17 protein-coding genes are annotated in these 17969 nt (G+C 39.5%); 10 read left to right on the top strand and 7 right to left on the bottom strand.

Annotation, left to right across the window (positions count from 1 at the left end):
• The 3 genes from PTI45_RS24315 to PTI45_RS22110 form a co-directional block, all read left to right on the top strand.
• Window positions 1-252: hypothetical protein (locus PTI45_RS24315; RefSeq protein WP_069329740.1), on the top strand; the 252-nt coding region annotated here is incomplete at its 5' end.
• A gap of 241 nt (window positions 253-493) precedes the next feature.
• Window positions 494-1000 carry a hypothetical protein gene (locus PTI45_RS22115; RefSeq protein WP_069329739.1) on the top strand — a complete coding sequence of 169 codons (507 nt, stop codon included), beginning with the start codon at window positions 494-496 and terminating at the stop codon, window positions 998-1000.
• A gap of 108 nt (window positions 1001-1108) precedes the next feature.
• Entirely contained in the window at window positions 1109-1336 is a 228-nt protein-coding gene (locus PTI45_RS22110; RefSeq protein ID WP_069329738.1) for a hypothetical protein, read from the top strand.
• 110 nt (window positions 1337-1446) lie between these two features.
• Here PTI45_RS22110 and PTI45_RS22105 read toward each other — a convergent pair whose 3' ends face one another.
• The gene (locus tag PTI45_RS22105; protein WP_069329737.1) at window positions 1447-1863 is read right to left on the bottom strand and encodes a hypothetical protein; all 417 of its coding nucleotides are present in this window, start codon (window positions 1861-1863) and stop codon (window positions 1447-1449) included.
• A gap of 228 nt (window positions 1864-2091) precedes the next feature.
• Here PTI45_RS22105 and PTI45_RS22100 point away from each other — a divergent pair, with 228 nt between their 5' ends.
• Complete coding sequence (locus PTI45_RS22100; RefSeq protein WP_069329736.1) at window positions 2092-3228, top strand: threonine aldolase family protein; 1137 nt, start codon at window positions 2092-2094, stop codon at window positions 3226-3228.
• Window positions 3229-3601: 373 nt separating this feature from the next.
• On the opposite strand, the gene PTI45_RS22095 is transcribed toward PTI45_RS22100, so the two are convergent.
• Complete coding sequence (locus PTI45_RS22095) at window positions 3602-5107, bottom strand: FAD-dependent oxidoreductase (RefSeq protein ID WP_245703530.1); 1506 nt, start codon at window positions 5105-5107, stop codon at window positions 3602-3604.
• Window positions 5108-5255: 148 nt separating this feature from the next.
• On the opposite strand from PTI45_RS22095, the gene PTI45_RS22090 reads away from it, so the two are divergent.
• The 6 genes from PTI45_RS22090 to PTI45_RS22065 all read left to right on the top strand — a co-directional run bounded on the left by PTI45_RS22090 (window position 5256) and on the right by PTI45_RS22065 (window position 12514).
• The gene (locus PTI45_RS22090; RefSeq protein ID WP_069329735.1) at window positions 5256-5909 is read left to right on the top strand and encodes a peptide-methionine (S)-S-oxide reductase MsrA; all 654 of its coding nucleotides are present in this window, start codon (window positions 5256-5258) and stop codon (window positions 5907-5909) included.
• Between the two features lie 727 nt (window positions 5910-6636).
• On the top strand, window positions 6637-7635 hold the full coding sequence (locus PTI45_RS22085) for a LacI family DNA-binding transcriptional regulator (protein ID WP_069329734.1): 999 nt from the start codon (window positions 6637-6639) through the stop codon (window positions 7633-7635).
• 12 nt (window positions 7636-7647) lie between these two features.
• Entirely contained in the window at window positions 7648-8649 is a 1002-nt protein-coding gene (locus PTI45_RS22080) for an N-acetylglucosamine kinase (protein WP_069329733.1), read from the top strand.
• Between the two features lie 66 nt (window positions 8650-8715).
• Complete coding sequence (locus tag PTI45_RS22075) at window positions 8716-10047, top strand: 6-phospho-beta-glucosidase (protein WP_069329732.1); 1332 nt, start codon at window positions 8716-8718, stop codon at window positions 10045-10047.
• Between the two features lie 164 nt (window positions 10048-10211).
• On the top strand, window positions 10212-11420 hold the full coding sequence (locus PTI45_RS22070; RefSeq protein ID WP_245703541.1) for a family 8 glycosyl hydrolase: 1209 nt from the start codon (window positions 10212-10214) through the stop codon (window positions 11418-11420).
• A 263-nt stretch (window positions 11421-11683) separates the two neighbouring features.
• Window positions 11684-12514 carry an endonuclease/exonuclease/phosphatase family protein gene (locus PTI45_RS22065; RefSeq protein ID WP_069329730.1) on the top strand — a complete coding sequence of 277 codons (831 nt, stop codon included), beginning with the start codon at window positions 11684-11686 and terminating at the stop codon, window positions 12512-12514.
• A 100-nt stretch (window positions 12515-12614) separates the two neighbouring features.
• Here the strand turns inward: PTI45_RS22065 and PTI45_RS22060 are convergent, their stop codons facing one another.
• From PTI45_RS22060 to PTI45_RS22045, 5 genes are all read right to left on the bottom strand, one after another.
• Window positions 12615-12875, bottom strand: coding sequence for a hypothetical protein (locus tag PTI45_RS22060; protein ID WP_175425249.1), 261 nt, complete (start codon window positions 12873-12875; stop codon window positions 12615-12617).
• Window positions 12876-12903: 28 nt separating this feature from the next.
• The gene (locus PTI45_RS24310) at window positions 12904-13173 is read right to left on the bottom strand and encodes a hypothetical protein (RefSeq protein WP_175425248.1); all 270 of its coding nucleotides are present in this window, start codon (window positions 13171-13173) and stop codon (window positions 12904-12906) included.
• 3 nt (window positions 13174-13176) lie between these two features.
• Complete coding sequence (locus PTI45_RS22055) at window positions 13177-13494, bottom strand: hypothetical protein (protein ID WP_069329728.1); 318 nt, start codon at window positions 13492-13494, stop codon at window positions 13177-13179.
• Between the two features lie 73 nt (window positions 13495-13567).
• Entirely contained in the window at window positions 13568-16594 is a 3027-nt protein-coding gene (locus tag PTI45_RS22050; RefSeq protein WP_069329727.1) for a DEAD/DEAH box helicase, read from the bottom strand.
• On the bottom strand, window positions 16591-17847 hold the full coding sequence (locus PTI45_RS22045; protein WP_069329726.1) for a hypothetical protein: 1257 nt from the start codon (window positions 17845-17847) through the stop codon (window positions 16591-16593). Before PTI45_RS22045 ends, PTI45_RS22050 begins: the two co-directional genes overlap by 4 nt.
• Window positions 17848-17969: the final 122 nt, after the last annotated feature.

Genomic DNA, 17969 nt, shown 5'->3' with positions numbered 1-17969 from the left:
ATGTCTGAAAGTATTTTATCTTTAGAAGGATTAGAAGCTGTAACACATTATTTTGAATATGATGAATACGAAATGTCATTTGAAGGTTTAGTGATAGAACTTTATACAAGTAAAATGTATACTGCAAAGTTCGATTTTATAGAATGGAAAGAACTTGCATTGGCTTTTGGATTAGATAAGGAATCTATTTTTGATGAGAAATTTTGGGATAACTTTATGGAGTGGGGAAATGCGTTTAAGGTTAATGAATAATTTGATTAAAATGGTTATTTAGGAGGTGAAGGATCACAATATTTCATATCATTAGATTATAGTACTAGTTCTTTTAAAAAATAGTAAGTAAAATAGCATAACAGCGAAAATAATTACATACGTATTTAAAGGAATTTGGCTAATAGAGATCGTTATTAATTAACAGTATTTAAGAGAAAATGACATATAAAAATAGGTATAGCTTTTATTGGTAATTCGATGTAAGAGAAGAGGAATTAAAATGTTTAATATTCAGCTAATTTTGAAAAGCGTACTTTCTATAAATAGAGTATCAATAACGGATTCATCATTTGAAATGGAACTGGATGGTCCACTAGCCATTTTGATTGACATATGTGAAGTTTTTGAAATTTCAGAATCGATTGTATTTCTTGTTTCTTTTTTCGGACAAGAGCAATGGCCTGTCGATTGTAGAACTGATCTGTTAACAGTAATCGAACAAATTCCATTTATTTTAAAGAAAATAAGTAAAAAAGATTTCTCATTTCAATTGGATTTTTATGAACAAGGGATTGAACGATTGCTTATTTTTGAAGAAGAGAATAATCAGGTCAGAGTAACCTGTGTAAGTCATACCAATTGGACACCTGATGAAGCTATTTATATAGGAAAAGACGAGCTTTTAATGATGTTTGAACATTTTTATGATCATTTTTTAGAATATAGTCAAATCTTATGCCCTAATCTAGCAGATCACATTTTACTAAATGATTGGAAAAAAGGGTGAGAACGAACACATCTTATATTGAAAAAAGATATAACAGTGTATGTTTGTATATTGATGTTATATTAGTAAAGATACATATCACATTATAAGGAAATAGGAGGAATGATCATGGATCAGCAAGAAATATTTATGCCAGCTTATAGAGATAAAGGTATCAAAATAACTTTTCTTGATAATTTGTTTGTAATCGGATTGTACGTTAATTATTACTACTCCAATAATGTTATTGTGATTTGTCCTGAAGAAGCTCATGATGATACAAGAATGCTTATTCCTATGACTGCTATCAAAAAAATAGAACCTTGGTCTTTGGACGATTATGAATTAGACGATTAGAATGCTCAATAAATTATGTAGTGTAATAAGAAAAAGCCTTTCTCTGTTTTTTGGAGAAAGGCTTTTTCTTTAATAATTATTTTAAAATCGATTTCATTGTAAGTAGTAGATTAATAATTCACTTGAAAGGTTCCTGCATTTGCAACGACTGGAATAGTAGTGACTGCTATTTTATGTGGACCTACTAGTTTTTCGTCGGATTTAAGTAGTGTTGTAGGGCTACTTCCACTATAACTCATTGCAGATACTTGGCGACCTGCACTATCGTAAATTTTAATATTAAAGTTAGCATATTTACTCGGGTTGATTTTCACTTCAAATTCGCCATGTAAAAATAGCTGTTCTGAACTAGTACCTACATTATAAACGGGAGAAGCAGTAAACGATGGAGCTACACTTTGGTTGGAACTAGTTGCGTTTAGTGTGTTTGGAGTGCTAGAGACCTCACTAGCAAATCCAATAGGTGCAAGGGCGAGAGAAGCGGCGAGCGACAGGGCTGGAATTAAAATCAGTTTCTGTTTTTTCATCATCATTCTCCTTTGTGATTAGTTTACAACCAATGTCATTATAACATAGGTATACTTAATTTCCAAATATACCCTAAATTGTATTTTATATTGGGTTAATTACTGTTTATTTAGAAGACGTATTACTTTTTCCTAGCATAGATTACGCATTCGGATTCAGATATGGTAACGTTAATTCAAAGCTATAGTTAAGCATTGATTTTATTTCTATCAAAGGAGCTTATATCTATGTACAATAATCCTGAATCGACTTCAGCCCAGCAACCTTCTTTAACATTACGAGAAGCGTTTGCGCAAACAAATTACATTTTAGCAGGGAATGGTGATCGGAATATACATGTGTTGCAACAAGCATTTGCAGATATCAATGGAGACCTTGCAAGTGATATGTATGGTCGGGGACCAGTGATCGAAGATTTCCAGAAACAGATGGCAGATGTGTTAGGCAAAGAAAGCGCAGTGTTTTTCCCAACAGGTACCATGGCACAACAGATTGCTTTACGTATCTGGTGTGATCGCCAGAATAACCGTAACGTTGCGTACCATCCTTTGTGCCATTTAGAAATTCATGAAGAAGACGGATTGAAAGAACTGCATCATATCCATTCGATTTTACTAGCGGATCAAGATCGTCTGATTACACTTGCAGATGTACAGCAAATGGATCAAGAGGTTGCTTGTCTGCTGCTCGAACTGCCTCAACGCGAAATCGGTGGACAGTTGCCAGATTATAGCGAACTGCAAGCCATCTCTGCATACTGCCGTGAACAAGGGATTACGATTCATTTAGACGGAGCTAGATTGTTCGAAATTTTACCGTATTACCAAAAAACAGCCGCTGAAGTATGCGAGTTATTCGATAGTGTCTACATCTCTTTTTACAAAGGTATCGGTGGTATTGCAGGGGCGATCCTAGCAGGGCCAAGCGACTTTACCGCAGAATCTAAAGTATGGAAAAGAAGACACGGTGGCGATCTGATCAGCTTGTATCCTTATATCCTGAGCTCCAAATATTACTACGAACAACGTGTTGGCAAAATGGAACAATACTACAAAGAAGCAGTGCAACTGGCTCATGAAATTAACCAGTGTACAGCGGTTCACACGCTACCAGAAGTGCCTGTCTCCAACATGTTCCATATCTATTTTGAACTACCCAAAGAACAAATCGAACCGATCTTGATCGAAATGTGTCAGGCTACTAATGTTGGATTAGCTCCTTATCTCACTGACAAAAAGGATGGAACACAGTGCTCTACCGAACTTAGCATCGGCGACCGCTATGGACAGATTCCTTTGGAGCACATCCAACAAGCTCTACACTGGCTAGATCAACGCTTGAAAGAAGTCTCAGCAAACCAATAGAAAGAGAGTGCACAGTCAATTACAGTTGAATGGAAGAGATAGAGTGATCTACATCGAGTGATATTCATCATTTTAATAGAAAAACAAAAAAGCTAAGTCGTTGATCCTACACATCTTTCAACGACTTAGCTTTTTTTAATGATGCCAATACTTCTCTAATCCTGTTCAAACTCACCAATCCTTACCTCAAAAGCTTAGCTCCACTACCAAAATAAAAAAAGAGAGCCACATTAGCAACGTTGCCAATGCCACCCTCTTTACAAGAACAGTTTTCAATATTGAGAATATTCTCTCCACACAGCGACGGCAAGAACAATATTTTTGCTGAAGCGGTTTCCCTCAGAACATTTTCCTTGTGTAAAACCAACCTAACTCAGTCTAATTTAATATTATAATCTTCGCTCAAATACTGATGAATCCGTTTGAAATCTTCTTCATTTAGATCACGTAATTTTTTCGTTTCATGCCCTAAAATAATGCCGATCGTCTCGGCTGCAAGTGCAGTGGTGGGTGTAATACGTGCGCTACCATAAGCTTTGATCGAAGCACCGATATTTTTACCAGCGACTAGAACGTTGTCGTAAGACTTTAACTCAAATGAACGTAGTGGAATCCCGTAGAAATCAGGTTTACCGTATCCTTTACCGGTTGGGACAGAACGTGTGCCTTGAATGTCCATCGGATACCCACCAATACTGACATTATCCCAGAACATTTTGCTAGCAACCACATCTTCGTAAGGCAATACATAATCTGTTTCAAATCGATTGTAGTCTCGAATATACAAGTAATCCGGGAACCCGTTTAACTCTGCATGTTCATATCCCGGAATATTTTCTTTGAGAAACGTTAATACACGTGGCGCTTCTGCTTTGCCTTTGGCTATAGCGGCTTGCACAGATTCTGGATTCGCAGGATCGACATCATAGATTAGTAGCGCATTGATAATGACATCACCATCTTTCTGATACGTCGAGTTGATGCCACGCAATTTGAGCTGTGGATCTAGTGATTTGAAGTTTTCTGTGATTTTGTTAAAGCCTGTTCCAAAATCATAATCGACATACGTATTGGTTCCATATTTCGCTTCTAGATTAGTCAAAGGATAATCTAACAATGTGGCACTATGCAGCTTCAGCCAATCGACTCCTTTGAACCGTAACATATAAGTCGCCGCCATATATTCAGGCTTATCGCCACCGAAAATAGATTCTACACCTGGAATACGAGTGACATGAAGCTTAGACGTTAATGCGTTATAATCGCTATTTTCGACCCAATATTTTGCTGCGATCGTATGAGATTGTTGATCCTTTGTTTTGTACGTTAATGCAGTGATCGCATAGTTAGCATCGGTATCGCTTTGCTGAATCTGATCAATTTGAATCCCACTTTCTAGCGGAATCCCTTGAATTAAGCTGTTATAATAGTCTGTAAATTGTTCTTCCGTACGGATATCGCCTGCATTGTAAGCGTTGTACAGCTTTTTCATTTCGCCTTGTACCAGACTTTTCTTTTTGTTTGTGTTGGGTTCATCCAGTACAAGCATTTGTCCTTGAATTAATTGTCCCCCTGGCTTTTCCCGTGGATCGATAATCAGCACCTTTTGGCCTTCATCATGTGCAGCTTTTGCCATTAAGATTCCTTCGACTTCACTACCGATCACTACCAGATCGTATGTCTGGGAAATAGTAGGTGTAGCAGGTTGGGGTGTCGGTATATCTGCTGAATCATATGTAGAATCTGTTGTCGTTTCACCGGGTGGAGATGCTTGCTGAGTAGGATTAGATGCGGAGAATAGATTCATTCCTACAGGAATAAGTGCAATAATAACGATAAGTAATAGACCCCACAAAAGTAAAGATTTCTGTCTTTTCACTGTTGATATAACCACCTTATGTATAATTTTCATTGTACGGATTAAGGCTTGAAGCAAAATGCCGTATCTATTCTAGTGTACTGTAAAAGAGAGTCAGCAAGGTTACAAAATATAAATATCTAACTATAGAGCAAAGGAGCACAGCATAATGAATCCAACATCAACAGATAATCTATCTTTATCCTCTGAGCAATTAACGTTAGCAATGGGATGCTTTTGGAGCCCTGAAGCTTTGTTCGGACAATTCAACGGTGTGATCCAGACGGCAACCGGATATGCAGGAGGAACTACAACGCATCCAACATACCGTAATCTAGGAGACCATTCGGAAAGTATAGAGATTACATTTCATCCGCAACAGATATCTTTAGAACAATTACTTCATACTTTTTGGACCCATCATCGTCCTGAAGCGATCAATGGATATAAAGGAAGACAGTATATGTCGATTCTTTTTTATCGCAATATAGAGCAGTATAAAATGATGGTACATGTTCAACAACAATATGAACCCCAATCGCTTCATACAGAAATCTTAGCGTATACCGATTTCACACGAGCAGAAGAGCGTCACCAGAAATATTATTTGCAACGGAAACCAGAGCTATTGAAGCAGGGGATAAAACATTTAGATTCACAAGAAAATCTTTTTCATTCAATGATAGGTGCACGATTAAATGCATGGGCTAAAGGATACTTATCTGAGGCAGAACTTATACAAGAAGTGCAAAAGAATGAATATAACTATATTACCAAAAGGCAACAATATGAAATATTAGAATCGATTCAGCAATATTCATAAAAACAATAATTACTGTTAAACTGTATGTTAAATAACGATCACCATGATATTATGCATAACTTTTTCGCTCATAATAAGGTAAATATATAATAAAAAGGCAGAAATTAGCCTATTTTTAACCGATTTTGCTTATAAAGTGGTCAAAATAAGCTTGTAATCAGGTCTGAAATCATCTATGATAGTTCCAATATCAAAAGTTAAAGCGCTATAACTTATATAAAATCGTTTTGTTTCGTGGAAACATAGAAGTGGAGAAATACTATTTATCTCTTGAATACCTTCACAATCGTTATGCATAATTATGAATTTATATTCTTCGATGCAAAAAGTGATAGGAGAATGATATTAACTATAGGAGGTGAAAATAATACGATTTATTCCAGATATTAATCTAGCGTGTATTGTTTATTATTTCGAAAGTTAAAGCGTTATAACTTTTATTGAAGCAGAAAAGATAAACTCTCTTCAAAAGAAAGATAGCATCTACAGCCGTCTTCTGATCGCAAGCATGATGCTCCTATTGTTGAAAAAAAATCTATATCTAGTCGTTCAGTGCAATATAATAAAAACGCTTATTCATACAAGAAATAACGATTTAGCGCATTACAGTGTAGTCCCTATCCTATATCATCCTGTATAATGAGCAAAAACAGGATGTTCGTTTTTTAAATAGTTGGCATATCTATGTCCTACTTTCGAAAAACGGCATCAATTAGGAGAATACAAAATGAAAGCCAGTATATTTGATGTTGCTAAAAGATCAGGATTATCGGTTGTTACCGTTTCACGTGTGCTTAATGGTGCAGGAACCGTACGAGAAAATAATCGTCAAAAAGTGATGGATGCGATTAAAGAGTTAGATTACCGTCCAAGTGCTGCGGCTCGTTCACTCGCTCGTGGACGTACAGGAATTATCGGATTGATTGTTACCACGCTACAAGATTCATTTTTCGATGCTGTTGCTAAAGAGATCAATGATGCTTTAGCTCTGCAAGGTTATTTTTTAGCGGTATCCGTATCCCGTAGCTTTGGCAATCAAGAAAGTCATTATTTGATTCAAGAAGATCGGGTAGATGGATTGATTTTATTATCTCCCGTAGAAGAAGAACGTTTCGTATCGGAATTGAAAAAGCGTAATATTCCGTATGTGCTTATTGATAATCAGTTGTCTGAAAATAATGCTTCTGCGATCACTGTCGACAATTACAACGGTGGTTATGAAGCGACTCGTCATCTTCTGGAATTGGGGCATACAAAGATCGCTCATTTGTGTGGATTAGATGTATTTACGAGTACCAAAGAGCGCCGACAAGGATTTATCGATGCTCTACAAGAAGCAGAATTAGAACCGTTTGCGATTGTCGAAGGGGATTACAGTATGGATTTCGGTTATCAGACTGCAAAAAAATGGTTAGCAGAAAATAATCTGCCTACAGCTGTTTTTGCAGGGGATGATTATATTGCGATTGGTCTGATCAATGCCCTCATGGAAGAAGGTATTCGTATACCAGAGCAGATATCTGTAGTCGGATATGACGATCAAAATATCGCTTCGCAATTGCGTCCTTTTTTGACGACGATGAGACAACCGGCGGATCGGATTGGACTGGCGGCGGCGGATATGATTTTGCGTAAGATTAGTAATCAGAGTAAGCGTACGACAGGACTCAAATTAAAATCAGAATTGATTATAAGGCAATCTACAGCACAATGTAACCAGGATTAGAGGTGACTCATATTGGAGTATTACCTTGGTATAGATGCAGGGGGTAGCAAAACGCTTGCTTATATTACCAATGAACACGGACAGTTGCTTGGACAAGGACTTGCTGGCGGTGGGAATCATCAGACAGCAGGATTACTGGCTGGAGAACAGATTGGATCTGCGATTGAACAAGCATTACAACAAACGGGTATTCAGCGTGAACAATTAACATCCAGTTGTTTTGGCTTAGCAGGCGCCGATCGACCAGCCGATTATGCTATTTTACATCCGATGATTCGTAGCCTTGGATTTGCAAAGTATGATCTAGTTGGGGATACGCTGATAGGGCTTCGCGCTGGAACAACGCAACCATATGGTATTGCTGTGATCTGCGGTACAGGAACGAACAGTGCGGGTATTCATCCATCAGGCGAAAGTTATCAGTGTGGTGGGTTCGATTACAAGTATGGAGACTTCGGCGGTGGTGGCTCATTATGTATCGAAGTCTTTCGTTCTGTGATTCGAGCATGGGATGGAAGAGAGCATCCTACGGTGCTAACAGAATTGTTATTAGATATGTTGAATTATAGAGATGTAGAGACACTGTTTCACGATTATTTGGATCATGATTATGACGTGCCTTTACGTGCGGCAGAATTATTATTTACAGCTGCTGCATGGGGAGATGGAGTTGCTTTAGATATTTTAACCAAACAAGGACAGGAAATCGGAAAGTCGATCACAGCGATTATACATCGACTCGCTATGCACACGTTAACATTCGATGTCGTGATGATTGGAAGCCTATTAACACGTGGAGATCGGGGTTGGATTCGCCCTCAGATCGAGCAGGCACTACAACAATCTGCTCCACATGCCTCATTAGTTAAGTTAGAAGTTGAACCTGTGATCGGAGCGATATTACGAGCTATGGAGCAAGCAGGACGTTATATTACACCACAAGTATATACGCAGTTGCATGATATTGGACGCTTGAATACAGCGCCTAGCACAGAGCGATCAATCCAATCTTAATTACAACGATCATAGGATACCACACGTCAATGTCTACTATTTTATAAATACAGGATGTGATCATGAATGAGTAAAGGGTTAAAGGTAGCTGTAATCGGCGGGGGTTCTTCGTATACGCCAGAGTTGGTCGAAGGATTTATTCGCTATTATCATGATCTACCGATTCGTGAATTGTGGTTAGTCGATATTGAAGAAGGACTTCATAAGTTAAATATCGTTGGCGAACTGGCTAAACGCATGGTTAAAGCTTCAGGATTACCGATCACGATACATTTAACAACGAATCGAAGAGAAGCTATCAAAGATGCTGATTATGTAAGTACACAAATGCGAGTAGGTATGTTAGAAGTGAGAAGTGTAGATGAACGTATTCCATTGCAATATGGGGTGATCGGACAGGAAACGACTGGCCCTGGTGGAATGATGAAAGCGCTACGAACGATTCCAGTATTGCTTGAGATTTGCCGTGATATCGAGGAGTTAGCGCCACAAGCATGGTTGCTGAATTTCACTAATCCAGCAGGTATGGTCACTGAGGCGATCCATAAGTATAGTAAAGTACGCAGTATTGGCTTATGTAATGCACCAATCGGTCTAATCAAATGGTTAACAGCACATTATCAAGTAGAAGCAGATCGGATCTATGCTGAATTTGTAGGGCTGAATCATCTACACTGGGTGACCCGCATTGATGTCGATGGGCAACCGAAATTAACAGAATTATTAGAACAACGCGAACAATATGCAGCTGCTAATGTTCCACAACAAGGTTGGGATGCTGATTTCCTGTTATCTTTACAAGCTTTACCTTCGTATTACCTCAAGTATTTCTATATGACACCTCAGATGCTTCAAGATCAATTGCTATCTTTTGAAAATGAAGGATCGCGCGCTCAAGTGGTACAGCAAGTCGAACAGGAATTATTCCAGCTGTATCGAGATCCTGAGTTGAAAGAAAAACCAAAACAATTGGAGCAACGTGGAGGCGCTTACTACTCAGAAGCCGCTGTTAATCTGATGCGCTCTCTGCACAATGGCACAGGCGATATACAGACACTGAATGTTCCTAATCGAGGAACGATAGATTTTTTACCACATGATGCTTGTATTGAAGTCAACTGTATCGTGACTCAAAATGGCCCGTTACCAATTCAATTGTCAACTGTACCCGAGCCTATTAAAGGCTTAATGCATGCCGTCAAAACCTATGAACAATTAACGATCCAAGCTGCGATGACAGGAGATCGTCAAGTCGCTTTGCAAGCAATGGTACATCATCCTTTGGTGCCTTCGATTGCGATTGCCAAAGACATGCTAGATGAAATGTTAGAAGCCAATCGAGCCTATCTACCTTTATTTTTTCAAAAAGAGAATATAGCTGTAGCAGAGACGATTTAAGGAAATTTCAAAATATCCAAATATCAAAAAAGTTAGATAGCTTTACCCAGTTCAGAATATGAAAGTCTACCCTATGATAAGGAGGAATTACTATCATGCGTACTCTATTGCCTGTATCTATTGCAACACGTTTAATAAGTCTTTCCCTTGTGGTTGTATTATTCATGATCTCGTTCTTGGGAATGTTTGGAGTATCCACTTCTGCTTATGCTGCGAATGAGAAGAAACCTTTTCCACAACAAGTCAATTATACAGGGGTCATCAAGCCCAATCATGTGACCCAAGCCTCGATGAATCAATCGGTAGCTTCTTATTATAGTTACTGGAAATCTACGTATATCAAAAATAACTTGTCTTCTTTGCCGGGTGGTTATTATGTACAAGGTGATATTACAGGCGATGCGGAAGGGTTTGAACCGCTAGGAACATCAGAAGGTCAAGGATATGGCATGGTCATCACGGCTCTTATGGCAGGACAAGATACGAATGCACAAACCATCTACAATGGACTATTCAAAACAGCTAGAGCATATAAAAGTTCAGGCAATCCTGCACTGATGGGCTGGGTGGTAGCAGATGATGTAGCTGCTCAAGGTCATTTTGGTTCAGCCACCGATGGAGATCTGGATATTGCGTACTCTTTATTACTAGCACATGATCAGTGGGGCTCTTCAGGAGCGATCAATTATTTAGCTGAAGCGAAAAAAATGATTGGTGCAATCAAGTCCAGTTATGTCACCTCTAACAATGGAATTAATCTAGGCGATTGGGATAGCAAAAATAGTTATGATACCCGCCCATCGGATTGGATGCTCAGCCATTTTCATGCTTTCTACGATGCGACTGGAGATCAGACATGGTTAAATGTAATCAACAATCTGTATAGCAAATATACTCAGTTCAGTAGTGCCTATTCGCCCACTACAGGTCTAATTTCAGACTTTGTTGTCGGTAATCCAGCGAAGCCTGCACCACAATGGTTTTTGGATGAATTTAAAGAAACCAATGAATACAATTACAACGCTTCTCGGGTACCGCTTCGAATCGTAATGGATTATGCGATGTATGGAGATACTCGCGGCAAAACAATAGCTAACAAAATGGCGGTCTGGATCAAAGGTAAAACAAGTGGCAAGCCTTCCAATATCAAAGATGGATATCAGTTAAATGGTACAGCACGAGGTACGTATGCGACGGCTGTGTTTGTGGCTCCATTTATCGCAGCAGGGGTGACTGATAATGCCCATCAAGCATGGGTCAATACAGGTTGGGATTGGATGAAAAATAGCAAGGAAAGTTATTTTAGTGATTCGTATAATCTACTGAGTATGTTATTTATTTCGGGTAACTGGTGGAAGCCAGCAGGAGTATGATCTTGGATCATATTTTTGGGTGCTAGCTCATCAAATATGGGTTCAAGCGTAGATGCAAGTTAACGATTGATTGAGATAGGTTCATCATAAAAAACTTCAGTCCTTGCTAAATAAGCATCGGTTGGAGTTTTTTGCTGTATTTTGTATTTTTCTCCATCATGACTTCTGTATCTCAGTAAGATGTCTATTTGGGATTATGGTATAGTGAGATAAAGTATTAACCGGAGCAATATAATGAAAATAGATGGAGCAGGTGACAATCATTGAAATGTTTAACACTGAACACACACTCATGGCATGAGACCAATCAATTAGAAAAAATCAGTCAATTAGCAGACTATATCAATCAACAACAGTTCGATATTATTGCATTACAAGAAGTCAATCAATCCATGAGTGAATCAGCTGTAGATGAAGTGACCTTAGGAGAGTCACGTTATTACGCCACTGATGCTCATGTGATGATTCGGCAAAATAATTTCGCCTATGTCTTGTTACAACAATTATCGTCAGACTATCACTGGACATGGGTTCCCACTCATCAGACAAGACATACGTATGATGAAGGATTAGCGATATTAACGCGTACACCGATCGTACAAGCCAGTTATGATTTCGTTTCGCAACTACAAGATTATAACAATTACCGTACACGTCGTTTGTTAATGGTGCAGACGGAGATCAATGGACAGCCAGTATGGATAGCTGATGGACATTATGGATGGTGGCATGATGAAGAACATTTCAGAGGACAATGGGATCGTACAGAAGAGTTATTAGCGCCGTATCAAGATCAATTAATCTTCATGTTGGGAGATCTGAACAATGTAGCCGAGATTCGAGACGAAGGTTACGACTATGTGATGAGCAAAGGCTGGTTCGATACGTATACGTTAGCCAAAGTAAAAGACGATGGGCATACCGTCGTCAAAGCAATCGCTGGGTGGGAAAATAACGCGACCCATCTGCGGATCGATTACATTTTAACGAATCGCTCGTTGCCTGTTCATTCTTCTACGGTAGCATTGAATGGTGTGAATGGAGCTATTGTATCAGATCATTTGGGAGTGGCTGTAGAGTTAGAATTGGCGTAATCAGGCTATTGTTATAGAAAATTTTAAAAAATATAGTTCATTCAAATAGTAAGAAAAAGAGACCTTAACTAGCAGGTCTCTTTTTTGATTGTTATAAAAGTTATTCTTTATTTAAATCTTGAACAGCTTCGTACCAAATTTGATATGCTGTTGCTACTTCACCATAAGAAAAATGATGTAAAATTTGATTTTTAATAGATTCTTCTAAATCATCAAAATGGTCATCAAATATCTTATCTATCATACTATCTTGTTCTAAATCTTGATTAGCAATTGTATCTGTCTTCCAAATGAAAGGTGAGTTTTTCTGAGGTAGTTCAATAGCATTTTTTGTTTCTTGATAACGAATTTCAGCTTCCATATACAGTTCTGTATCATTCTTTTTAAAATCAATCAGAAGAATGTTTACAATAGCGAGAATATCTACATATTGATCGGTAATTTGATAAATAATACGTACCACCAGAACGTCTTAATTTCTTTTCTTTAGTACCTTTTAGATGAATTTGTCTTTTATTGCCTAGTAGTTTCCCTACTTGATCTGCTCTTTGTTCTAACGATTCCAGAGCTGTATTGACTTCTTCTATAATTGATCCGTCTAAGGCTTCATATTCTTTAAGAGATTTTTTGGTGAATTGAACTAAGAATCGTTTTTCCATTGCTTATTCTTTAGAACTGCGTCGAACGGTCTGCCAGTCTACAGAAGATTCAGGTTTAGCCGTTGCTTCTTCTGCACGATAATCTAGAACTTCTTGCTCTAGCGATTGGATACGATTATACATTTCTTCGTACGCTTCGTAGCTCAAAAGTACAGAATCTACATTTCCATTGTCTGTGATAAACAAAGGTTTTACTTTAGCTAACAATTTAACTTTGCTGAATTGACGTGAAATCGTAGCGGTATTTACTAATTGATCTCGTCCAAAAAGAATAGGCTGTTCTAGAGATACATCTTTTTGAGGTTCTAATAATTTAGCCATCATTTTCCTCCTAACAAAAACACATGATTATACGTTTAATTATACGTACAATCATGTGTAATGTCATGCTTTATTATTCCGCCCATTCACGTCGTAACGCAAATAAGTCTTTCAACGCATCGTTAGACAGTTCAGTGATCCAGCCTTCTGAATTGGAAATCACATTGTCGCTTAGCTGTTGCTTACTTTCTAGCATTTCATCGATTCGTTCTTCCAGTGTACCAAGTGAGATAAATTTGTGCACTTGGACATCGCGTGTCTGTCCCATACGATAGGCACGGTCAGTGGCTTGATTTTCGACCGCAGGATTCCACCAGCGATCCACATGGAACACATGATTGGCAGCTGTTAAATTTAGACCGACTCCACCAGCTTTGAGCGATAGAATAAACACAGACGGCTTGGTGGAATCGCCTTCTACAGCAGGTGCTTGGAACTGCTCGATCATCCGATCACGCGCTGTTTTGGATGTACTTCCATTTAGATATAATACATTTTCCTGTAACTCTTCTTCCAAAATCTTTTGCATCAACTGACCCATCCCAATATATTGGGTGAAAATCAGACATTGTTCGCCTTCTTCACGTAATTCTTTGACCATCGCCAGCAATCGCTCTAATTTGGCAGACCGACTGACCCATGCTTCGGTATTGAATCGTTTGCCTTTTTCCGGTTCAGGCAACGCTTCTTTGGTCACAAGAATCGGATGGTCACACAGTTGTTTGAGCTGAGTGAGTGCAGACAGGATGGCACCTTTACGCTTAATACCATCCAGATCGTTCATCTGTTGCATTAAGCTATTGACCGCTTGATCATACAATACCCCTTGTTCAGCCGTAAGATGAATATAGGTTTTCATTTCATTTTTCTCAGGCAAATTCAATTGAATATTAGGATCTTTTTTGGTACGACGTAACATAAACGGCTTAACCAGTCGTTGCAAATGTAATGTTCGTTCTTCATCATGATCTTTTTCAATCGCATTGCTAAACCGTTCTTGAAATCCTTTAGCGGTTCCTAGATAACCTGGCGTAATAAAGTCATATATCGACCATAATTCAGCCAATCTATTTTCGATCGGTGTACCAGTTAGTGCAACCCGATGCATAGCGGATAGACTACGAACCGTTTGCGATTGCCTTGTTTGTGCATTTTTAATATTTTGTGCTTCATCCAGACAGATCGTTGCCCATGTATAACTTTGAAGCAGTTCTTGATCGAGTGATGCTGTTGCATATGACGTTAGAATAACATCAGCCTGATCAATCAACTGCTGGAACTCTTCTCCTGAACGGCGCTTACTGCCATAATGGAGCGCTACTGTAAGTGAAGGTGCAAAGCGACTGATTTCTTTTTGCCAGTTCCCCAGTACAGAAGTGGGACAGATGACAAGGGAAGTCGGGCTGAAAATGGTCTCTTGATGCATCTGTTGCATTTCTTCGGTCTGATGAAATTGTTCGGCTAGTTGATGAATAGCGATCTCTGCATGTTCTTTAATATGCAGTAAATAAGTGATTAATTGCACCGTTTTACCGAGCCCCATATCATCTGCCAGACAAGCACCCAGACCGAATTTTCTTAGAAAAGATAACCATGAATATCCTTCATGCTGATAAGGACGTAATTGCGCTTGTAGCCCTGCTGGAATCGGAGTGAGTGGAAGATCCACTTGCTGATTGATCTTTTCGATTAAAGAAGTCAGATGTTCATTCAATTCGACTTCCAGTTCTACACGTGTACTTTCTTCCTCAACCGCTTCTTCTTCGGCAACTTGAGCCGCACGATGCTGGCGCATCAGATGGAGTTGCAATACATCTTGAAAAGATAATCCACGTCGCTTATCGATCCCGTTCATCGCTCGCCGGATCTGTTCCAATAACTCAGGATCAAGCGCAATCCATTGTCCACGGAAAAGTACCAATCGTTCATTACGAGCCGCTAGTTCCAGAAACTCTTCTTCCGAAAGATCTGTATCTCCAATCGATACCCGCCAATCAAAGTCGATCAGTGCATCTAAGCCGAAAAAGGATTTGCCGTCCCGTTTTTCTTTATCTTCGCTAACTTTAGCACGCAATTTAGGCTTTTTGCGCCTTGCCGCTTCCCACCATGCAGGAAGTAACACTAACCAACCTGCTTGAAGCAGTCGATTACTTTCTGTAGTCAGAAAGCGCCATGCGGTTTCATTGTTCATCGGACGCTGTAAAATATCAGACGTTTCGGCGAATTGGGCTCGTGGTAAAGTGGCTCGTAGATGTTCGAGCCAGCCCGAAGCCCGATCTTGCACATGAATATTCCATGGCTCAGGCCATTTACCAGTCACATGTCCGTCAATTCCCAATTGTACAGGGACAAGAACCGTTTCATCGGCTTTGTCTTGTAGTACAAATTGGAGTCGCCAACCACTGTTGGAATCTTCCGGTTCCAGCAATTGAAGTGCCGGGCGAAAAGGAGCTGTATCGCTTTTCCAACCGATCGACACCAGCCATGTTTCTTCATCTAGCCCTGCTGTACTCTGATTGCGATCAAATAATTGCGGATATTCACGTCTTAGATCAGCGGCTTCTGCTTCGCTGTTGTAATATTGGCGGAACACAGTAGCGGAGAATGCCGCTTGTAATCCTTGTACAAATTGGAGTTGAGACGCATTTTTGAGCAAAGATCGTATCTCACGTTCGACTCCGTCTTCTTGCGCCCATTCTAAGAGCACATCTTGATCCCAGCTCCACTGTAATTTCCCTTTCCGATACGAAGCTAGACTGGGAAGATATTTACGTTCATCCAGACAACGTTCCAGATAGGGAGCCAACTTCCGAATCTGAGCGGTCTCGCCTTCCCAATTCCACTGCACATGATGAAGCAGAGGAGCCGATGCAAAATACGGAATCACCTGTTCAGCAGGGAGCACAATCAGTTCCACTTCAGGTGTTTCTTCTACTTCTAGCTCTGTTCCGTAAAAGGAATCTTCATGCCATGCAAATAGCAGATGCTTGAGATAGGTTGCAGGCACGAATCCATAAGCTTCTTTGGAGCCATAGATTAGAGCATCGCCATACTCGCTGAGTCCCATTTGGACAGTGATGTGTTGAAGATAATGACTCATGGTATCAGCTTCCCTTTCCGCAATTCTTCTTGAAGCGCACGTAGACGACTATTTCGCTGAGCAAATTGCTCGATAAAGTCATTCCAACGTGGTTCTTGCTTTATTTTTTTGTATAATTTAGCTAGACGTTTGAGTAATTTGACAGCGGCTTTGTAGCCCTGTCTGTTTTTGTGCGCCATATGTCGTTCTACCGCTTGATGGTAAAAAGGAAGTAGCATTTCTGGTGCATTATTTTCGAGCGGTTGCAGTTCGGTGACTTTATAATTGGCAGGATCATTACCCGCAGACAACTGATAATCCATCCATAATTGCCATTTCCCGTACGATAACAATTTTTGCTCGTAAATGCGTCCGCCGACAGGTAATAATTTTTCCAGTGCTGTCCACATTTGAGGCTCGGCTTCTGGTAGTTGGGTGATCACTTGTTCCCAATAAAGTGCATAATCTTGTAAATTAGATTGTTGCTGGCGTAATACATCAGCAAGTTCAGTCAGCCAATACGCTAATCGTGTCCAGTTCGCTTGATCGGTTAGACGCTCCAAGTAATCAGGTAGACGATCTGGATAGAAATCTTGCTTGGTCGCAGCAGTATGAATAAGAGCAAGAGATACTTCATCCTGCTCTGCTCCACGTTCAAACTGAATATAACTTTGCGCTAGCCACCATGCTTGCTTGAGCGCCGAATGGCCGGAACGTGGTTCTAATTGTTCGAGAAGCTTAACTTCAGCTTGTAGTGTTAGTTCGATATCGTCTGCAACAGAATGAGTGAGCAATGGCAAAATCCAGTTGATCCATATCCGCATATAACTATTGAAAAAGGTAAAAGAATCGCGTGATTCACTAAGCATCTCGACACGAATATAAGAGAGTGTACCGCTTAACCATTCACGTTGTTCTATAGAAGTAACAGACGTGAGAAGAAGAGGTTCTGCAAAAAGAGATTCGATAGATTTTTGCAATTCAGCTACTGCCAGATGAGTATGATACCCGAGTGAAGACATCGTGCGACTCAGTTTATTTTGAACAGGTTGGACAACAATCTGTAGCATATACAGATAGGTATTCAGCTTAAATAACGCCTGTTCTACTGGATCATCCGGCAACCCTTTTTGGAAAATAAGAGCGAGCGCTTCTGTCGTATATTGCACATTCCGAATCCCTTGCCCCAGCGGAGCGATATCTTCAGCAAACTGCTTATGCCACTGTTGTACAGAACGATCTATATCTTGCTTTATATTCAATATCAACGTCATATCCTCTATTCTCCTAAGCGTGGTTCTCTATTCACGAATCTCTTTATTATACCATGATCTAGAGAAAGCTAGACAGTCTAACTAGAACTTGCACAACAAAAAAAGACACTATTCAGTGTCTT

The sequence above is a fragment of the Paenibacillus nuruki genome (assembly GCF_001721045.1).
Classification (GTDB): domain Bacteria; phylum Bacillota; class Bacilli; order Paenibacillales; family Paenibacillaceae; genus Saccharibacillus; species Saccharibacillus nuruki.
This window is presented reverse-complemented; position numbering and strand designations above follow the sequence as displayed.

Bases quoted from the DNA above. Each gene is read 5' to 3' on its own strand.
- PTI45_RS22115 (WP_069329739.1), top strand. From the start codon at position 494: ATGTTTAATATTCAGCTAATTTTGAAAAGCGTACTTTCTATAAATAGA.
- PTI45_RS22110 (WP_069329738.1), top strand. From the start codon at position 1,109: ATGGATCAGCAAGAAATATTTATGCCAGCTTATAGAGATAAAGGTATC.
- PTI45_RS22105 (WP_069329737.1), bottom strand. From the start codon at position 1,863: ATGAAAAAACAGAAACTGATTTTAATTCCAGCCCTGTCGCTCGCCGCT.
- PTI45_RS22100 (WP_069329736.1), top strand. From the start codon at position 2,092: ATGTACAATAATCCTGAATCGACTTCAGCCCAGCAACCTTCTTTAACA.
- PTI45_RS22090 (WP_069329735.1), top strand. From the start codon at position 5,256: ATGAATCCAACATCAACAGATAATCTATCTTTATCCTCTGAGCAATTA.
- PTI45_RS22085 (WP_069329734.1), top strand. From the start codon at position 6,637: ATGAAAGCCAGTATATTTGATGTTGCTAAAAGATCAGGATTATCGGTT.
- PTI45_RS22075 (WP_069329732.1), top strand. From the start codon at position 8,716: ATGAGTAAAGGGTTAAAGGTAGCTGTAATCGGCGGGGGTTCTTCGTAT.
- PTI45_RS22070 (WP_245703541.1), top strand. From the start codon at position 10,212: ATGATCTCGTTCTTGGGAATGTTTGGAGTATCCACTTCTGCTTATGCT.
- PTI45_RS22060 (WP_175425249.1), bottom strand. From the start codon at position 12,875: ATGGAAGCTGAAATTCGTTATCAAGAAACAAAAAATGCTATTGAACTA.
- PTI45_RS24310 (WP_175425248.1), bottom strand. From the start codon at position 13,173: ATGGAAAAACGATTCTTAGTTCAATTCACCAAAAAATCTCTTAAAGAA.
- PTI45_RS22055 (WP_069329728.1), bottom strand. From the start codon at position 13,494: ATGGCTAAATTATTAGAACCTCAAAAAGATGTATCTCTAGAACAGCCT.
- PTI45_RS22050 (WP_069329727.1), bottom strand. From the start codon at position 16,594: ATGAGTCATTATCTTCAACACATCACTGTCCAAATGGGACTCAGCGAG.
- PTI45_RS22045 (WP_069329726.1), bottom strand. From the start codon at position 17,847: ATGACGTTGATATTGAATATAAAGCAAGATATAGATCGTTCTGTACAA.